Source organism: Streptosporangium sp. NPDC049644, assembly GCF_040675205.1.
GTDB classification, from domain to species: Bacteria; Actinomycetota; Actinomycetes; order Streptosporangiales; family Streptosporangiaceae; genus Streptosporangium; species Streptosporangium fukuiense.
Genome location: NZ_JBFAOJ010000092.1, coordinates 21,328 through 35,926, shown reverse-complemented (window position 1 = coordinate 35,926; position 14,599 = coordinate 21,328). Strand labels below are relative to the sequence as shown.

The following is a 14,599-nucleotide window of genomic DNA, read 5'->3' as shown; positions in this document are numbered from 1 at the left end:
GGCAAGGTACCTTGCCGGCGGGGCGGACCGAGGCTTCTGCCGATTATGGGCGAAAGTCGTGAGGCTTTCAACCAAAACCCTCGTCCGACCGGGTCGTGCGACGCTCGTCGCAGGTCGATCCGCGTGTCGTGGAGGTGAATAGCCGTGGGCGCCTACCGGATCAACCTGCTCGGGTTCCTGTGAGCCGGAGCCTGGTTCGGCCTTCCGGAGGGCGTCCATCCAGGTCTACCTGGGAAGACTCCCTGGGGTGGGGCTGTTCGGGACCTGGTGATCAAGATTGTGCGCTAGGGCGACTTTGGTCGTAGGCGACAGAAAGTTCAAGTGATCACGACAAAAGTGCTTCCTAAATGGGTAAAAGACGCGTAACTTCCACGCCAAGTTCTCTGCACGGCATGGAGAGAGCGAAGTGAGTCGGTCGGCGGCATCCACGGCAGGTCCCCGCGAGGAGGCGACCTGCCGGGCGACGCCGTCGGACCTGCGGCGGAAAGGGGTCGGTGGCCACTCGGTCGAGGCATCGGGGATCACGGGGCTCCGTCCACCCACACGGAAGTAGGAAAAGATGAGCGCACACGAAGAAGAGATCGACGAGGTCGCCGGCGCGTTGCGCCGCAGGCTCGGGCTGAACCGCCGCCAGTTCCTCGCGGCCACGACGGGAATCACCGCGGTGGCCGCCATGTCGGCGGTCGGCCCGCTCGCGTCGGCCGCGTACGCGTCCCCCGGCGACGAGCAGGAGCGCGGCCATGGTCACGGCGACAAGAACGTGCTGGTGCCGGAGGCCAAGCGGGGCATCATCCTCTACACCGTCCGCGACGTGATCTCCCGTGATCCGGCGACGAACCTGCCCGCCGGCTTCCGGCGCGTGTTCGAGGAGCTATCGCGGATCGGCTACAAGCAGGTGGAGTTCGCGGGCTACCGCCAGCACGCGAACGCCGAGGGCGGAGCCGATCTGGAGACCGTCGAGGGCGCCCGGCTGCTGCGCCGGTGGCTCGACGACAACGGGCTCAAGGCACAGGGCAACCACGGTTTCATCCCCGGCTCCTGGCCGCTCACCGAGGCCGACCTCGATCGCTTCAAGCGGACCCTGGAGATCGCCAACATCCTCGGCATGGAACACGTGGGCACCGGCGGCGACCCGACCAACAGCGCCTACAAGGCGGACTGGGACGTCGCCGCACAGAAATGGAACGGCCTCGGCTCGATCGCCTCGGCCGCCGGTCTCAAGTTGTACACGCACAACCACGACGCGGCGTACGGCTTCCTGCTCGACGAGGGTCCGCTCGACGAGCTGGGCCGGCCCACCCGCTCGTCGGGCGTCCGGAAGCTGGAGTACTTCCTCAAGATCACCAGCCGCAGGCACGTCTATCTCGAGATGGACATCTTCTGGGCGCACGTGGCCCGGTTCAAGCACCGCACCTACACCGCGCGCGACGGCTCCGCCAGGACCGACATCTTCGACCCCCTGAAGCTCGTGCGGCAGAACGAGAAGCGCTTCCCGCTGTTCCACGCCAAGGACGGCAAGGCCAACGAGGCCACCGCCAACGGCTACGACATGGTGCCGTTCGGCACCGGGGACATCGACTACAGCGCCTTCTTCTCCAAGCTGGACATAGAGAAGCGCCACAACCCGATGTACGAGCAGGACAACGCGCCCGGAGGAACGGCGGAGCCGGGCCGCTCGCTGCAGTACGCCGATCTCAGCTACAAGAACATGGCCGCCCTGCGCCGCGGTCGCCACTGACGCTCCGCTCGAAGAACCCGAGAAGTTCGGCGGACCGCCACGTGATCGCTGCCGTTGCCGCGGCGCGAGTGGCGGTCCGCCCTGTCCTGACACCCCCCTGAAGAAGAGGCTCAGGAAATTGAAGCGTACCCGCACGATGGTCGGCAGGGCACTCGCCGCTCTGTTGTTCCCCTCGGTGGTGCTGGTCGCCGTGCCCGCGCCCGCACACGCCCATGAAGCCGCCACGCACTGGTCGAACTACGAGAAGATCACGCTGACCAAGAACGTCGGCGAGCCGATCGACATGGCGGTCCTCCCGGACAGGAGGGTCCTGCACACCGCCCGCAACGGTGACATCCGCCTGACCGACGGTGACACCGGCATCACCAAGGTCATCAACACGATCCCCGTCTACGCGAACTCCGAGGACGGTCTCCAGACGATCGCGATCGACCCCGGCTTCGCCCGGAACAAGTGGGTCTACGTCTACTACGCGCCGAAGACGATGACGGCGCCGTACCCGGAGACGACCCCCACCGGGTCGGCGCCCAACTCGCTGCCCGCGGGCGCGGACGAGTCGTACTGGAACCAGTGGAGGGGCTACAACCAGCTGTCCCGGTTCAAATGGACCGGTGACGCCCTGGACCTCTCCACCGAGCAGGTCATCATCAGGATCGAGACGCAGCGCGGGCAGTGCTGCCACGTCGCGGGCGACATGGACTGGGACGCCGAGGGCAACCTCTATCTCGTCACCGGTGACAACACCCCCGCGGGCACGCCCGGGGCCAACGGCATGGCGCCCAACAACGACGCCCCCGGGATGAATCCGGGGCTCGACGCGCGGCGCGGCGCGGGCAACAGCAACGACCTGCGCGGCAAGATCCTGCGGATCACCGTGCAGGAGGACGGCTCCTACACGGTCCCGGCCGGCAACCTGTTCCCGCCGGGAACGGCCAAGACCCGTCCTGAGATCTTCGTGACGGGTGTGCGGAACGCCTTCCGCATGGACGTCGACGACGTGACCGGCACGGTGTCGTGGGGTGACTACGGCCCCGACGCCGGAGCACCCGATCCCGCCCGGGGCCCCCTGGGCTACGTCGAGTGGAACGTCACCCCCATCGACAAGCCGATGAACAGCGGCTGGCCGTACTGCACCGGCGACAACTTCAACTACAACGACTGGAACTTCGCGACCTCGACGCCGCGCGCGTGGTTCGACTGCGCGGCCGGACCGGCGAACACCTCGCGATGGAACACCGGGCTGGACACGCTGCCTCCCGCGACCCCGGCGGACCTCTACTACGGCGACAACAACACTCACCAGCCGGCGGAGTGGGCCGGGCTCACCGACTTCGAGGCGGCGGGCGGGCAGGGGCCGATGGGCGGCCCCGTCTACCACTACGACGCGGCGAACCCGTCGACGACGAAGTTCCCCGAGTACTGGGACAAGAAGTTCTTCTTCGCCGAGTTCTCGCAGGACTATCTCGCGGCGTTCACCGTGACGGCGCCGGACAGGCCGGTGACCAAGCTCGAACACTTCCTGCCCAACGGCGCGCTGACCGCGGCGGCGATGCCGATCACCGACAGCCCGATGGACATCGAGTTCGGCCCCGACGGGTCGCTGTACGTGCTCGACTACGGCGACGGCTTCTTCCGCGCCAACCCCGACGCGGGCCTGTACCGCATCGACTACGCCGAGGGGAACAAGACCCCGCAGGCGAAGATCGCCGCCAAGCCGTCGTCGAGCAGTACCGCGCCCCTCACCGTCGACTTCAGCGCGGCGTCGTCGACCGACACCGAGCCGGGCCCGCTGCGCTACGAGTGGGACTTCGACGGCAACGGGACCTTCGACGCCACCGGCGTCACGGCCTCGCACACCTACACCGTGCTCGGGCAGTACGCCGCCCGGCTTCGCGTGACCGATGAGCAGGGCAGGTTCGGGCTCACCTCGACCGAGATAACCGTGGGCAACACCGCGCCCGAGGTGACCATTCAGATGCCGGGCGACGGTGCCTTCTTCGACTGGGGCGACGCGGTGCCCTTCCAGGTCAAGGTCTCCGACAAGGAGGACGGGGACAACCCCGTGTGCAGCCGGGTGCAGTGGACCTTCGGGCTCGGCCACGACGTGCACGCGCATCCGGAGACCCTCGGCACGGGATGCTCCGGCGCCTGGCCGACGCCGGCCGACGCCCCCGAGCACGGCGAGACCGAGAACATCTTCGGCGTCGTGGTGGTGAGCTACCGGGACAACGGTGCCGGTGACATCCCCGGCGCGCTCGGCGACGCCACGCTCATCCTCAATCCCAGGCAACTGCAGGCCGAGCACGCGGACGCGAGCAGCGGTGTCACGAGGGTGGAGGACGAGAGCGCGTCCGGCCTGGCGAAGATCACGTCGTTCGACGCCGGGGACTGGATCGCGTACGACCCGGTGAACTTCGCCGGCATCACCGGCGTGCGGACCCGCGCCTCCGGTGCGGGAACGCTGTCCCTGCGGTGGGACTCGGCGACGGCGGACCCGTTCGCCACCGCGACCGTGCCCGCCGGGGCGGGCTGGCAGAACGTGGACACCGTGTTCACCGATGCCCCGACCGGTAGCGGGAAGCTCTACGTCACCTCGACCGGCGGCGTGGAGGTCGACGGGTTCACCTTCCAGGGGGTCGGGGTCGGGGACGAGACGCCCCCGGCCGTGTCGGCCACGCTCGCCCCCGCCCGGCCGGGCGGAGAGAACGGCTGGTACACCGGCAACGTCACGCTGACGGTCACCGCGACCGACAACGGCACGGTGGCGAGCCGGCAGTACTCGCTCAACGGTGGTACCACGTGGTCGAACGCCAACAACCCGGTCACGCTGAGTGCCGAGGGTGCCGTCGAGGTGTTCTACCGGGCGACCGACAACGCGGGCAACGTCTCGCAGGTCGGCAGGGTCACGGTGCGGATCGACAAGGGTGCCCCGGTCCTGTCCGTGAGCGGGGTGGAGGCCGGTGAGTACGGTGACTCCGCGTCCCTCACCCCCGTCTTCTCGGCGTCGGACGCGACCTCGGGGGTGGCGAGCGTGACGGCGGCCATCGGTGACCTGCAGGTCACCTCCGGCAAGCCGGTCGACCTGTGGCGGCTGGCGCTCGGTGCGAACACGCTGACCGTCACCGCGAAGGACAAGGCGGGCCACGTCACGAAACAGACCGTCGCGTTCGAGGTCACGACCTCCTTCGCCGATCTTCAGAAGCTCCTCGACGGTTTCAAGGCGGCGGGCCTGGTGAAGGGCGACTCGCTGAACGACCGGCTCAAGGAGGCCAGGAAGCACGCGGACAGGGGCAAGGCGAAGAACGCCGTCAAGTCCCTGGAGCAGTTCGTGAAACACGCCCGCGACCCGCGCAAGGTGACCGACGCCGCGGTGCGCGCCGTGCTCGTCCGAGACGCGGAGGCGCTGATCGCGCAGCTTCGCGCCCCGGCCGGCGGATGACGCGGGCGCGGGGGGAGGGCCTGACCGGCTCTCCCCCCGCGCTCGGCGTGGGGACGTCAGTGGGCGGTGAGGTCCAGATCCTTGATCCTGGGATCGCCCTCGTCGGCGAGGTAGTGGTCTGGCAGGGTGGCGTCATCACCCTCGGCCACCTTGGTGGCACGCGCGACGACCGTGCCGAGCGCGGCGACGGCCAGGTTGACCGCCAGTGCGACGATGCCCGCGTAGACCGTCATCTTGGTGTCGAGGCCCAGCTTCTCCAGCGGGAACGCAGAGCCGGCGAAGTGCAGCTTGCCGGTGACCGGGTTGCCGATGTTGTAGAGCAGGAGCATCCCGGCTCCCATGCCGGCCACCCACCCGGAGATCAGGCCACCGCGGTGGAACCAGCGGGTGTAGAGGCCGAGTGCCACGGAAGGGAGCGTCTGCAGGATGATGACGCCGCCGATGAGTTGCAGGTCGATGGAGAAGCCGGTGTCCAGGAACAGGATGCACAGCACCGCGCCGACCTTGACGAGCAGCGAGGTGATCTTGGAGACCCGGGCCTCGTCGGCGTCGGTGGCGTTCGGCTTCAGGTACTCCTTGTAGATGTTGCGGGTGAACAGGTTCGCCGCGGCGATGGACATGATCGCGGCGGGGACCAGTGCGCCGATGCCGATCGCGGCGTAGGCGACGCCGGTGAACCAGTCGGGGAACATCCGGTCGAACAGCTGCGGCACGATCGTGTTGTTGTCCGTGCCGATGGGCTTGACCCCGGCCGCGATGGCCATGAAGCCGAGCAGCGCGATCAGGCCGAGCAGCAGGCTGTAGGCCGGGAGCGCGGACATGTTCCGCTTGATCACGCCGCGGTTCCTGGAGGCGAGCACGCCGGTGATGCTGTGCGGGTAGAGGAAGAGCGCGAGCGCCGACCCCAGGGCCAGCGTGACGTACTGCAGCTGGTTGCCGGCGTTGAGCAGGATGCCGTCGCCGGGTGCGGGACTGGCGTCGAACTTGGCCTGGGCGGCGTCGAAGATCCCTGACCAGCCGCCCTCCAGCTGGGCGGGGATCGCGATGATCGCGACCAGGATCACGATGTAGATCAGCGTGTCCTTGACGAACGCGATCAGCGCCGGGGCGCGCAGGCCCGACTGGTAGGTGTACGCGGCCAGGATCGCGAACGCGATGATGATCGGCAGGTGGCCGGTCACGCCCATCGACTTCAGCACCGCCTCGATGCCGACGAGCTGGAGCGCGATGTAGGGCATCGTCGCGACGATGCCGGTGATCGCGACCAGCAGCGCCAGCGTGGGCGAGCCGAACCTGGCCCGGACGAAGTCGGCGGGCGTCACGAAGCCGTGCACGTGCGAGACCGACCAGAGGCGGACCAGCACCAGGAAGACGATCGGGTAGACCACGATCGTGTAGGGCACCGCGAAGAAGCCCGTCGCGCCCGCGCCCCAGAGCAGAGCGGGCACGGCCACGAAGGTGTAGGCGGTGTAGAGGTCGCCGCCGACCAGGAACCAGGTGACCCACGAGCCGAAGCTGCGGCCGCCCAGGCCCCACTCGTCGAGGCTGGCCAGGCTGTCCGGGCGGCGCCAGCGCGCCGCCACGAACCCCATGCCGCTGACGAGCAGGAACAGTACGGTGAAGATGACGATCTCGGTCAGGTGCGCGTCCATCCGGTCACCGCCGCTTGGTCATCTGGTAGACGATCGAGGTGCAGGTCACGCCGACCGCGATGAAGGCGAGCTGGAGCCAGTAGAAGAGCGGAAAGCCGAAAAGCCGGGGTTCATCGGAATTGTAGAGAAATGGAAGCAAAGGTAGGATGATCGGCACGATGAGCAGCCAGTTCCACGGGCTGCGATCGCTCCGGTCCCCGTTCGGTGTGGTCAACGCGGTCTCCTGTGGCTGGAGAGGGGACGCCCGAGCAGGATCATCCCCATCGGTTGACCGGCAGCGTAATTACCTGGACCTTCCTTTCGGGGCACGGAGCGCCGAGTGGAACGGTTGGCGCGACGAACGGTAGGTCAGCCCGGCCCGGCGATGTCGTCGGCGATGTCACGGGTGCCGTACCCCTGGGGAGCCTCCGCTTCGACGACGGGTTCCGGCCGGTCGTCGAACTCCAGGCGGAGTGCCCTTGACATGGTCGCGTGCATTTCGTAGAGGCAGGTGATGTAGGTCAGCTCCAGGATCTGCTCGTCCGGCAGGTGCGCCTTCAGGACCGCGAATATCTCGTCGTGCACCCGGCCGCCGTCGAGCACCAGGCCGTCGGTGTAGGCCAGCACGGCCCGCTCCAGCTCGTTGAAGTGCGGGCTGACCTGCCAGTGCGCGACCGCCTGGACCTTCTCCTCCGGCACCCCCAGTGCCCGCATCTGCTTGCAGTGCTGTGAGAAGACGAACTGGCTGCCCCGGGCCCAGCCGGCCCGCGACTGGCCGAGCTCGCGCAGCACCGGGTCGATCTTGCTCTCCCGGTACAGCTGGAAGCCCTTCACGCAGTGCCGCAGGATGACCGGGTCCAGTGCGAAGACGGTCCACCAGTCGCCGGGGGAGCCGGTCGCGGTTCCCGGTTCGGCCACCGGGTCCCTGTCCGGGCCGAACAGCCGGTCGTAGAAGAAGAGCGTCAGCGGGTCCGTGGCCTCCGCGCGGGGGACCTGGCGCAGGCGCGGCATCACACGGTCCTTTCCGCGGCGGTTCTCGGCTCGTGCCGGACGTCGGTGGGCAGGCCCAGTTCCCTGGTCCAGGCGGCGAACTCCACCAGGATGCCGTCTGGATCCTTGAAGTAGATCGACCTGACGAACACGCCCTCTCCCATGGTGGGCGCCACGCCGAACTCGCTGTCGTCGTGGTTGAGGATCACCCCGACGTCCACGCCCTTGGCGAGGAGCTTGTCGCGGTACTCCTCTATCCTGTCCGGGGCGACGTCGAGGGCGATGTGGTTCATCGAGCCGACCGCGGAGAGCATCTCGCCCCGGTCCGGCAGGTTCTTCGGCGCCGAGACGCCGGGAATCCCCTCGGGGGCGTCGGGGAACCAGAAGAACGCCAGCGCGTTGCCCCCGCCACAGTCGAAGAAGAAGTGCTGTCCCCATCCCATCGGCAGCTCGATCGTCTTGATCAGGGGCATGCCCAGGACGCCGGAGTAGAAGTCGATCGTCTGCTTCATGTCCGAGCACACCAGTGCGAGATGGTTGATCCCGCGTAGCTCGAACTCGCTGTTGTCCGCCATGTTCTCCTCGCTTCTTCGAGTAATTCATTACTTATCACAGGAGGGTGAGGGCAGGTGGGCGGCGTGTGGTGCCCCGCCCGCGCCGGAGGGGGCCAAGGCGCGGATGGGGGTGTGCGCCGACCGGCTCTTTACGTACGGGTGCCGACTTCCATTAATCGGTTAACTTAAAAACTGGACGACGTTGACCCATGATTTGGCGGCTCTGTCCGCGGGCGGTCCTGAATGTTGAAGCCTATGAGGTGAACCGAGTAAGTTACTCGGAAGTTACGTGCGAGGCGGCGGCGGTGTCAACGCCGCGTTGCCGGCGTGCCGCCTCTCGATCCCTCGGCTCCGGTTCGCTCATGGAACCCGCTGGCAGCAGAGGGTTGACCCGTCTTGCCGGAGTGAGGGGCAGGAGCGTGCCCTTCCTCTCCCCGGTGAGCCGACCCGCTATCCTTGGCCGATAAGAACCGGTTCATCAGGGGGAACTGTGAAACGTCCGACGATCGCTGACATCGCTCGTCGTGCCGGCGTGTCCAAGGGCGCCGTCTCCTACGCGCTCAACGGGCAGCCAGGGGTCTCGGAGGCCACCCGCGCCAACATTCTCGCGATCTCCAAGGAGCTCGGCTGGCAGCCCAACAGCGCGGCGCGCGCCCTCAACGGTGCCCGCGCCCGCACTATCGGCCTCGCGCTGTTCCGCCCGGCCCGCACCCTGGGCATGGAACCGTTCTTCATGGAGCTGATCAGTGGTATCGAGACCGAGCTCGCGGACCGGTCCTACGCGCTGATGCTGCAGGTGGTCGCCGACCACACGCAGGAGATCGAGGTGTACCGGCGCTGGTGGGGGGAGGGGCGGGTCGACGGCGCCTTTCTGGTGGACCTGCACCTCGGCGACGCCCGGGTGGAGGCGATGCGGTCACTGAACATGCCGGTCGTGGTGATCGGACACCCCTCGCAGGCAGGTCCGTTGAGCACGGTCTGGTCGGACGACGGCCTGGCCATCAGGGAGACCGTGGAGTATCTGGTGGCGCTGGGGCACCGGAGCATCGCCAGGGTCGCGGGGCTGCCCAGGCTCGTGCACACCACGCTGCGCGACCAGGCCTTCGTGCAGGCGTGCCAGGACGCGGGCCCGGGGCGCGTCGAGCATCTGATCGTGCACACCGACTACACCGGTGAGGAGGGGGCCAGGATGACCCGGCGGCTGCTCAGCTCGCCCCGGCGGCCCACCGCCATCGTCTACGACAACGACATAATGGCCGTCGCCGGGTTGTCGGTGGCACAGGAGATGGTTCTGGACGTTCCGGCCGACCTGTCTATCGTCGCCTGGGACGACTCCCCGCTCTCGCAGGTCGTGCGCCCGCCGCTGACCGCGCTCACCCGGGACATCCCCGCCTACGGAGCCTGTGCCGCCCGTCAGCTGCTCGCACTGATCGCCGGAGAACCCGCCGCCCTCTCGGTGGAGGACCGCCCCGCCACCCTGATCCCGCGCGGCAGCACCGGCCCCGCCCGCGGCCCGCGCTGACGGTCAGGACATCGGGCATGCCGTCCGGCTCCGACCAGGGCCTGGTGCCGGAGGTCGAGGGACGCGGCTGTTCCCGGAGCCCGCCGGGTTCGGCGGGGCAGGCCGGAGGAGGCGCTGGTCACCGGCTGACGATCTCCTACGGTGGGCGGCGAGAACATGACAGAGGATGTCCTTTTTTCGCGCCAGGCTCGTCCCATGAACAGCACGCTGGAAGGAAAGGTCGCCCTGGTCGCCGGGGCGACGAGAGGAACCGGCCGGGGGATCGCGGTGGAGTTGGGCGCCGCGGGCGCCACGGTCTACTGCACGGGCAGGAGCACGCGGCGGCGACGCTCGGAGATGAACCGGCCGGAGACCGTCGAGGAGACGGCCGAGCGCGTGACCCGCGCCGGCGGGCAGGGCATCGCGGTCGAGGTGGACCACCTGGAGCCGGAGGCGGTGCGCGCCCTGGTGGAGCGGATCCGGCGTGAGCGGGGAAGGCTCGACCTCCTCGTCAACGACATCTGGGGCGCCGACCCGCTGACGGAGTGGAACGTCCCCGTCTGGGAACACTCGCTCGACGACGGCCTGCGCATCCTCCGGCTGGCGATCGACACCCACCTGATCACCAGCCATCACGCCCTGCCGCTGCTGATCGAGAACCCCGGCGGCCTGGTGGTCGAGGTGACCGACGGCACCCTGGAGTACAACCTGGCCAACTACCGGCTCTCGGCCTTCTACGACCTGGCCAAGCTCTCGGTGAACCGTCTGGCCTTCACCCAGGCGCACGAACTGCGCCCGCACGGCTGTTGCGCGGTCTCGCTGACCCCCGGCTGGCTCCGCTCGGAGAGCATGCTGGAGAACTTCGGCGTCACCGAGGAGAACTGGCGGGACGCCACGGCGAAGCAGCCGCATTTCGTGATCTCCGAGTCGCCCTCCTACACCGGGCGCGCGGTCGTCGCCCTCGCCGCCGACGAGGACAGGATGCGCTGGTCGGGGCAGTCCGTCTCCAGCGGGCGGCTCGCCCAGGTGTACGGCTTCACCGACCTCGACGGCAGCAGGCCCGACGCCTGGCGCTATATCGAGGAGGTCGAGAGCAAGGGCAGGCCCGCCGACGCCACCGGCTACCGCTGACCGGCGCCGGGAGCGGTCACCCGGCTGACCCGCCGCCGCCCGGGGAGCCGTACAGGTCATGCATGCGGGCGGCGGCGCCGGCGACGCGGGCACGTAGGTCGGGCGGGTCGAGGACCTCGGCCTCCGGGCCGAAACGGAGGACCTGGTCGTAGGCGACCTCCAGCGACTCGACGGGCAGCCGGAGCGTGACCCACCCCTGCTCGTCGGGCTCGCCGACGGAGGCCAGCGCGTCGTCGAGGGCCGCCCGGTCGGCGATGACGGGGAGCAGGCGAAGGGCGGCGGGGCTGAGCCTCACGGTGACGTCCATGGTGAGCAGGGAGTTCGCGAACCGTGCCGACTTCTCACTCCAGAACGCGGCCAGGTCGAAGGCGCCGTCCCGCTCGAAGCGCAGGGCGGGGTGGAGCTCGACCTCGTCGAAACGATCGACCCGATAGATCGCCGACCGGGTCGCCAGGTACCAGACCCCCGCCTTCAGCACCAGCCCGTACGGCTCCAGGCGCCGCCGGGCGGCCTCGGCCCCTCCGGTCTGTCCGGTCTGTTCGGTCGGATGGGAACGGGCGGGGCGCCGGTAGCGGGCGGTGACCGGGTGGTCGCCCCATACGGCCCTGGCCAGCGGTGCCAGCGCCGTAGGGGGAGGCCGCTCGCTCGCGAACCAGCCGGGGGCGTCCAGGTGGAAGCGTTGCGCGGCGGTCACAGGGGCGTCCCGCAGGCCGGGGGAGAGCGCGGCCGAGGCCTTCAGCCGCGCCGTGGCGGCCACCTCGCCCAGTCCCATCTCCCGCAGCGCCTCGGGCACGCCCGACAGGAACAGCGCCTCGGCCTCGGCGCGGTCCAGCCCGGTGAGGCGGGTGCGGTACCCGTCCAGCAGCCGGTAGCCGCCGCCCCGCCCCCGGTCGGCGTAGACCGGCACGCCGGCCTCCGACAGGGCGAGCACGTCACGGTGGACGGTCCGCTCGGAGATCTCCAGCTCCCGGGAGAGCTCCATCGCGGTCATCCGCCCCCGAGCCTGGAGCAGCAGCACCAACGACATCAACCTGGCCGCGCGCATCCTCCGACCCTAGTACGCGGGCCGAGGACCCCCACCCGAGATCACCAGGAGCAGGCGGCGCAGTCCGGCGGTACGTCGCGGACGCGAACCACCACGCCGGCGTAGACCGGATCGACCTCGCGTCCGAAACCGGCGCCGGACGGGGCCGTTCCGCACGAGGGAAAGCGGTGCTCCCCGACCGGAGGACGGGCACAGCGCGGATCACGTTGCATGATCACGGTCGTCGCCGGTACTGTGGCGACATGCGATACCAGGTTGCCCTTCGGTGGTGGCGCCGCTTCTAGGCGGCGCAGGTTTCGCATTCGCGAGCAGACAGACGGCCGCCCAGGGAGGCGGCCTTCTCTGCGTCCGCTCCCTCTGGGCATCAGGGAAATCAAAGGGGCGATAACGCAGTGGAGACGAGCCGATATACCACCGCCGGCGGCGTGGGGATCGAGGTCACCGCGTCCGACGTGCCGGAGACGGTGCTTGAGGACGTCGTCACGACGCTCGGCGAGCGCCGTGGTGGAGTGCTCTCCTCCGGGATGGAGTATCCCGGCCGCTACAGCCGATGGCACCTCGCCTACGTCGATCCCTGCCTGGAGATCGTGGCCAGGGGACGCAGGATCTCCGCCCGCGCGCTGAACGCCCGCGGCAGGGTGGTGCTGCCCGCCGTCGTGTCCTGCCTGCTGGCGGCGGGCAAGCCCGTCGAGGAGCCGACAGGCGATTTCGTCGAGGTGCACGTGGCGGAGTCCGAGGACATCCTCCCCGAGGAGATGCGCAGCCGCCGTCCCACGGTCTTCACCGCGATCCGCGAGGTCATCGCCGTGTTCAAGGGCGAGGACGAGCACCTGGGCCTGTACGGCTCCTTCGGCTACGACCTGGCCTTCCAGTTCGAGCCGATCAGGCAGGTCCTGCCGCGGGGCGCCGACCAGCGCGACCTCGTGCTGCACCTGCCCGACCGGGTGATGGTGATCGACCGCAAGCGGGAGACCAGCAAGGAGTTCCGCTACGAGTTCACGGTGGACGGCCTCTCCACCCACGGGCTCGCCCGCGAGGGGGAGGTCGTACCGCTGCCCCCCGCGCCGCCCGAGCTCCCGGCCGACCCGGAGAAGGGCTCCTACGCCCAGGTGGTGGCCGCGGCCAAGGAGAAGTTCGTCCGTGGCGACCTGTTCGAGGTCGTTCCCGGTCAGGTCTTCCACGCGCCCTGCACCGACCCGGCGGCCTTCTACCGGGAACTGCGCCAGGTCAATCCGGCACCGTACGAGTTCCTGTTCAACCTCGGCGAGGGCGAGCATCTGGTCGGCGCCTCCCCGGAGATGTACGTCCGGGTCAGCGGCGACCGCGTCGAGACCTGCCCCATCTCCGGCACCATCGCCAGGGGCAGCAACCCGGTCGAGGACGCCGACGCGATCCGTACCCTCCTGTCCAGCGTCAAGGAGGAATCGGAGCTGACCATGTGCACGGACGTGGACCGCAACGACAAGTCGCGCGTCTGCGTGCCGGGGACGGTCCGGGTGATCGGGCGGCGCCAGATCGAGATGTACTCCAGGCTGATCCACACCGTCGACCACATCGAGGGCAGGCTGCGGCCGGAGTTCGACGCGCTCGACGCCTTCCTCACCCATATGTGGGCCGTCACCGTCACCGGGGCCCCCAAGACCTGGGCCATGCAGTTCATCGAGGACCACGAGGCCACCACCCGCCGCTGGTACGGCGGCGCGGTCGGCTACATCGGCTTCGACGGCTCGATGAACACCGGCCTGACCCTGCGCACCGCGCAGATCCGCGGCGGGGTCGCCACCGTCAGGGCCGGGGCCACGCTGCTGTTCGACTCCGACCCCGCCTCCGAGGAGCGGGAGACCGAGCTCAAGGCCAGCGCCCTGCTGGGTGCTCTGGCGGCGGTCGGCGTGGGCCCGCAGGCGCAGGCCGAGCCCCAGGCGGTCGCGGCGCCGCCGGGAAGCGGGATGAAGGTCCTGCTCGTCGACCACGAGGACTCCTTCGTCAACACCCTCGCCGACTACTTCCGCCAGCAGGGCGCCGAGGTCGTCACGCTCCGGCACGGCTTCCCCGTCACGATGATCGACGAGATCGCGCCGTCCCTGGTGGTGCTGTCGCCGGGCCCCGGCTGGCCCTCCGACTTCGGGCTCCCGGCCCTGATCGACGCCCTCTACGAGCGCGACCTGCCGGTGTTCGGCGTCTGCCTCGGACTGCAGGGCATGGTGGAGCAGGCGGGCGGCACGCTGGAGTTGCTGTCCCACCCCGAGCACGGCAAGCGTGGCCGGGTCCGGCGGCTGGGCGACAGCGCCCTGCTCGACGGGCTCCCCGAGGAGTTCACCGCCGCGCGCTACCACTCGGTCCACGCCAAGCGGCCGGGTGTCGCCGGTTTCACCACCACCGCGCTCACCCCCGACGGCGCGGTGATGGCGATCGAGGACGTGGAGCGGCGCCGCTTCGCGGTGCAGTTCCACCCCGAGTCGATCCTCACCGCGGAGGGAGGCGCGGGAGCGAAGATCATCGCCAACGTTCTCCGGCTCTGCCGCACGTCCGGGTAAAGAGCCGGTATTTCGAACCCGGCCCTCACCCCGGAT

At 69.3% G+C, this 14,599-nt stretch carries 10 protein-coding genes; 5 read left to right on the top strand and 5 right to left on the bottom strand.

All coding sequences use genetic code 11. From position 1 onward, the window contains the following. Positions 1-559 precede the first annotated feature (559 nt). Both AB0J58_RS35370 and AB0J58_RS35365 read left to right on the top strand, forming a co-directional pair. Positions 560-1,738 carry a TIM barrel protein gene (locus AB0J58_RS35370; RefSeq protein WP_364224085.1) on the top strand — a complete coding sequence of 393 codons (1,179 nt, stop codon included), beginning with the start codon at positions 560-562 and terminating at the stop codon, positions 1,736-1,738. A 118-nt stretch (positions 1,739-1,856) separates the two neighbouring features. Then, the gene (locus tag AB0J58_RS35365; protein ID WP_364224083.1) at positions 1,857-5,177 is read left to right on the top strand and encodes a PQQ-dependent sugar dehydrogenase; all 3,321 of its coding nucleotides are present in this window, start codon (positions 1,857-1,859) and stop codon (positions 5,175-5,177) included. A gap of 56 nt (positions 5,178-5,233) precedes the next feature. Here AB0J58_RS35365 and mctP read toward each other — a convergent pair whose 3' ends face one another. From mctP to AB0J58_RS35345, 4 genes are all read right to left on the bottom strand, one after another. Next, positions 5,234-6,829, bottom strand: coding sequence for a monocarboxylate uptake permease MctP (mctP, locus tag AB0J58_RS35360; RefSeq protein WP_364224081.1), 1,596 nt, complete (start codon positions 6,827-6,829; stop codon positions 5,234-5,236). A 4-nt stretch (positions 6,830-6,833) separates the two neighbouring features. After that, positions 6,834-7,043 carry a DUF3311 domain-containing protein gene (locus AB0J58_RS35355; RefSeq protein ID WP_343978427.1) on the bottom strand — a complete coding sequence of 70 codons (210 nt, stop codon included), beginning with the start codon at positions 7,041-7,043 and terminating at the stop codon, positions 6,834-6,836. A 134-nt stretch (positions 7,044-7,177) separates the two neighbouring features. Next, positions 7,178-7,819 (bottom strand): carboxymuconolactone decarboxylase family protein, encoded by a 642-nt coding sequence (locus tag AB0J58_RS35350; RefSeq protein ID WP_364224079.1) that lies wholly within the window; start codon positions 7,817-7,819, stop codon positions 7,178-7,180. Further along, complete coding sequence (locus AB0J58_RS35345) at positions 7,819-8,373, bottom strand: VOC family protein (RefSeq protein ID WP_364224077.1); 555 nt, start codon at positions 8,371-8,373, stop codon at positions 7,819-7,821. The genes AB0J58_RS35350 and AB0J58_RS35345 overlap by 1 nt, the downstream gene beginning before the upstream one ends. Positions 8,374-8,842: 469 nt before the next feature. Here AB0J58_RS35345 and AB0J58_RS35340 point away from each other — a divergent pair, with 469 nt between their 5' ends. Beyond that, complete coding sequence (locus AB0J58_RS35340) at positions 8,843-9,874, top strand: LacI family DNA-binding transcriptional regulator (RefSeq protein WP_364224075.1); 1,032 nt, start codon at positions 8,843-8,845, stop codon at positions 9,872-9,874. A gap of 195 nt (positions 9,875-10,069) precedes the next feature. After that, positions 10,070-10,984, top strand: coding sequence for an SDR family oxidoreductase (locus AB0J58_RS35335; protein WP_364224073.1), 915 nt, complete (start codon positions 10,070-10,072; stop codon positions 10,982-10,984). Between the two features lie 16 nt (positions 10,985-11,000). Here AB0J58_RS35335 and AB0J58_RS35330 read toward each other — a convergent pair whose 3' ends face one another. Then, positions 11,001-12,029, bottom strand: coding sequence for a WYL domain-containing protein (locus tag AB0J58_RS35330; RefSeq protein ID WP_364224071.1), 1,029 nt, complete (start codon positions 12,027-12,029; stop codon positions 11,001-11,003). 392 nt (positions 12,030-12,421) lie between these two features. Between AB0J58_RS35330 and AB0J58_RS35325 the strand changes: the two genes are divergently transcribed. Further along, the gene (locus AB0J58_RS35325) at positions 12,422-14,563 is read left to right on the top strand and encodes an anthranilate synthase component I (protein ID WP_364224069.1); all 2,142 of its coding nucleotides are present in this window, start codon (positions 12,422-12,424) and stop codon (positions 14,561-14,563) included. The last annotated feature ends 36 nt before the right edge of the window (positions 14,564-14,599 follow it).

What these genes read in the sequence shown, in the direction of transcription:
- mctP (WP_364224081.1), bottom strand. Translation starts at nt 6,829, where the DNA reads ATGGACGCGCACCTGACCGAGATCGTCATCTTCACCGTACTGTTCCTG.
- AB0J58_RS35350 (WP_364224079.1), bottom strand. Translation starts at nt 7,819, where the DNA reads ATGCCGCGCCTGCGCCAGGTCCCCCGCGCGGAGGCCACGGACCCGCTG.
- AB0J58_RS35345 (WP_364224077.1), bottom strand. Translation starts at nt 8,373, where the DNA reads ATGGCGGACAACAGCGAGTTCGAGCTACGCGGGATCAACCATCTCGCA.
- AB0J58_RS35370 (WP_364224085.1), top strand. Translation starts at nt 560, where the DNA reads ATGAGCGCACACGAAGAAGAGATCGACGAGGTCGCCGGCGCGTTGCGC.
- AB0J58_RS35335 (WP_364224073.1), top strand. Translation starts at nt 10,070, where the DNA reads ATGAACAGCACGCTGGAAGGAAAGGTCGCCCTGGTCGCCGGGGCGACG.
- AB0J58_RS35330 (WP_364224071.1), bottom strand. Translation starts at nt 12,029, where the DNA reads ATGCGCGCGGCCAGGTTGATGTCGTTGGTGCTGCTGCTCCAGGCTCGG.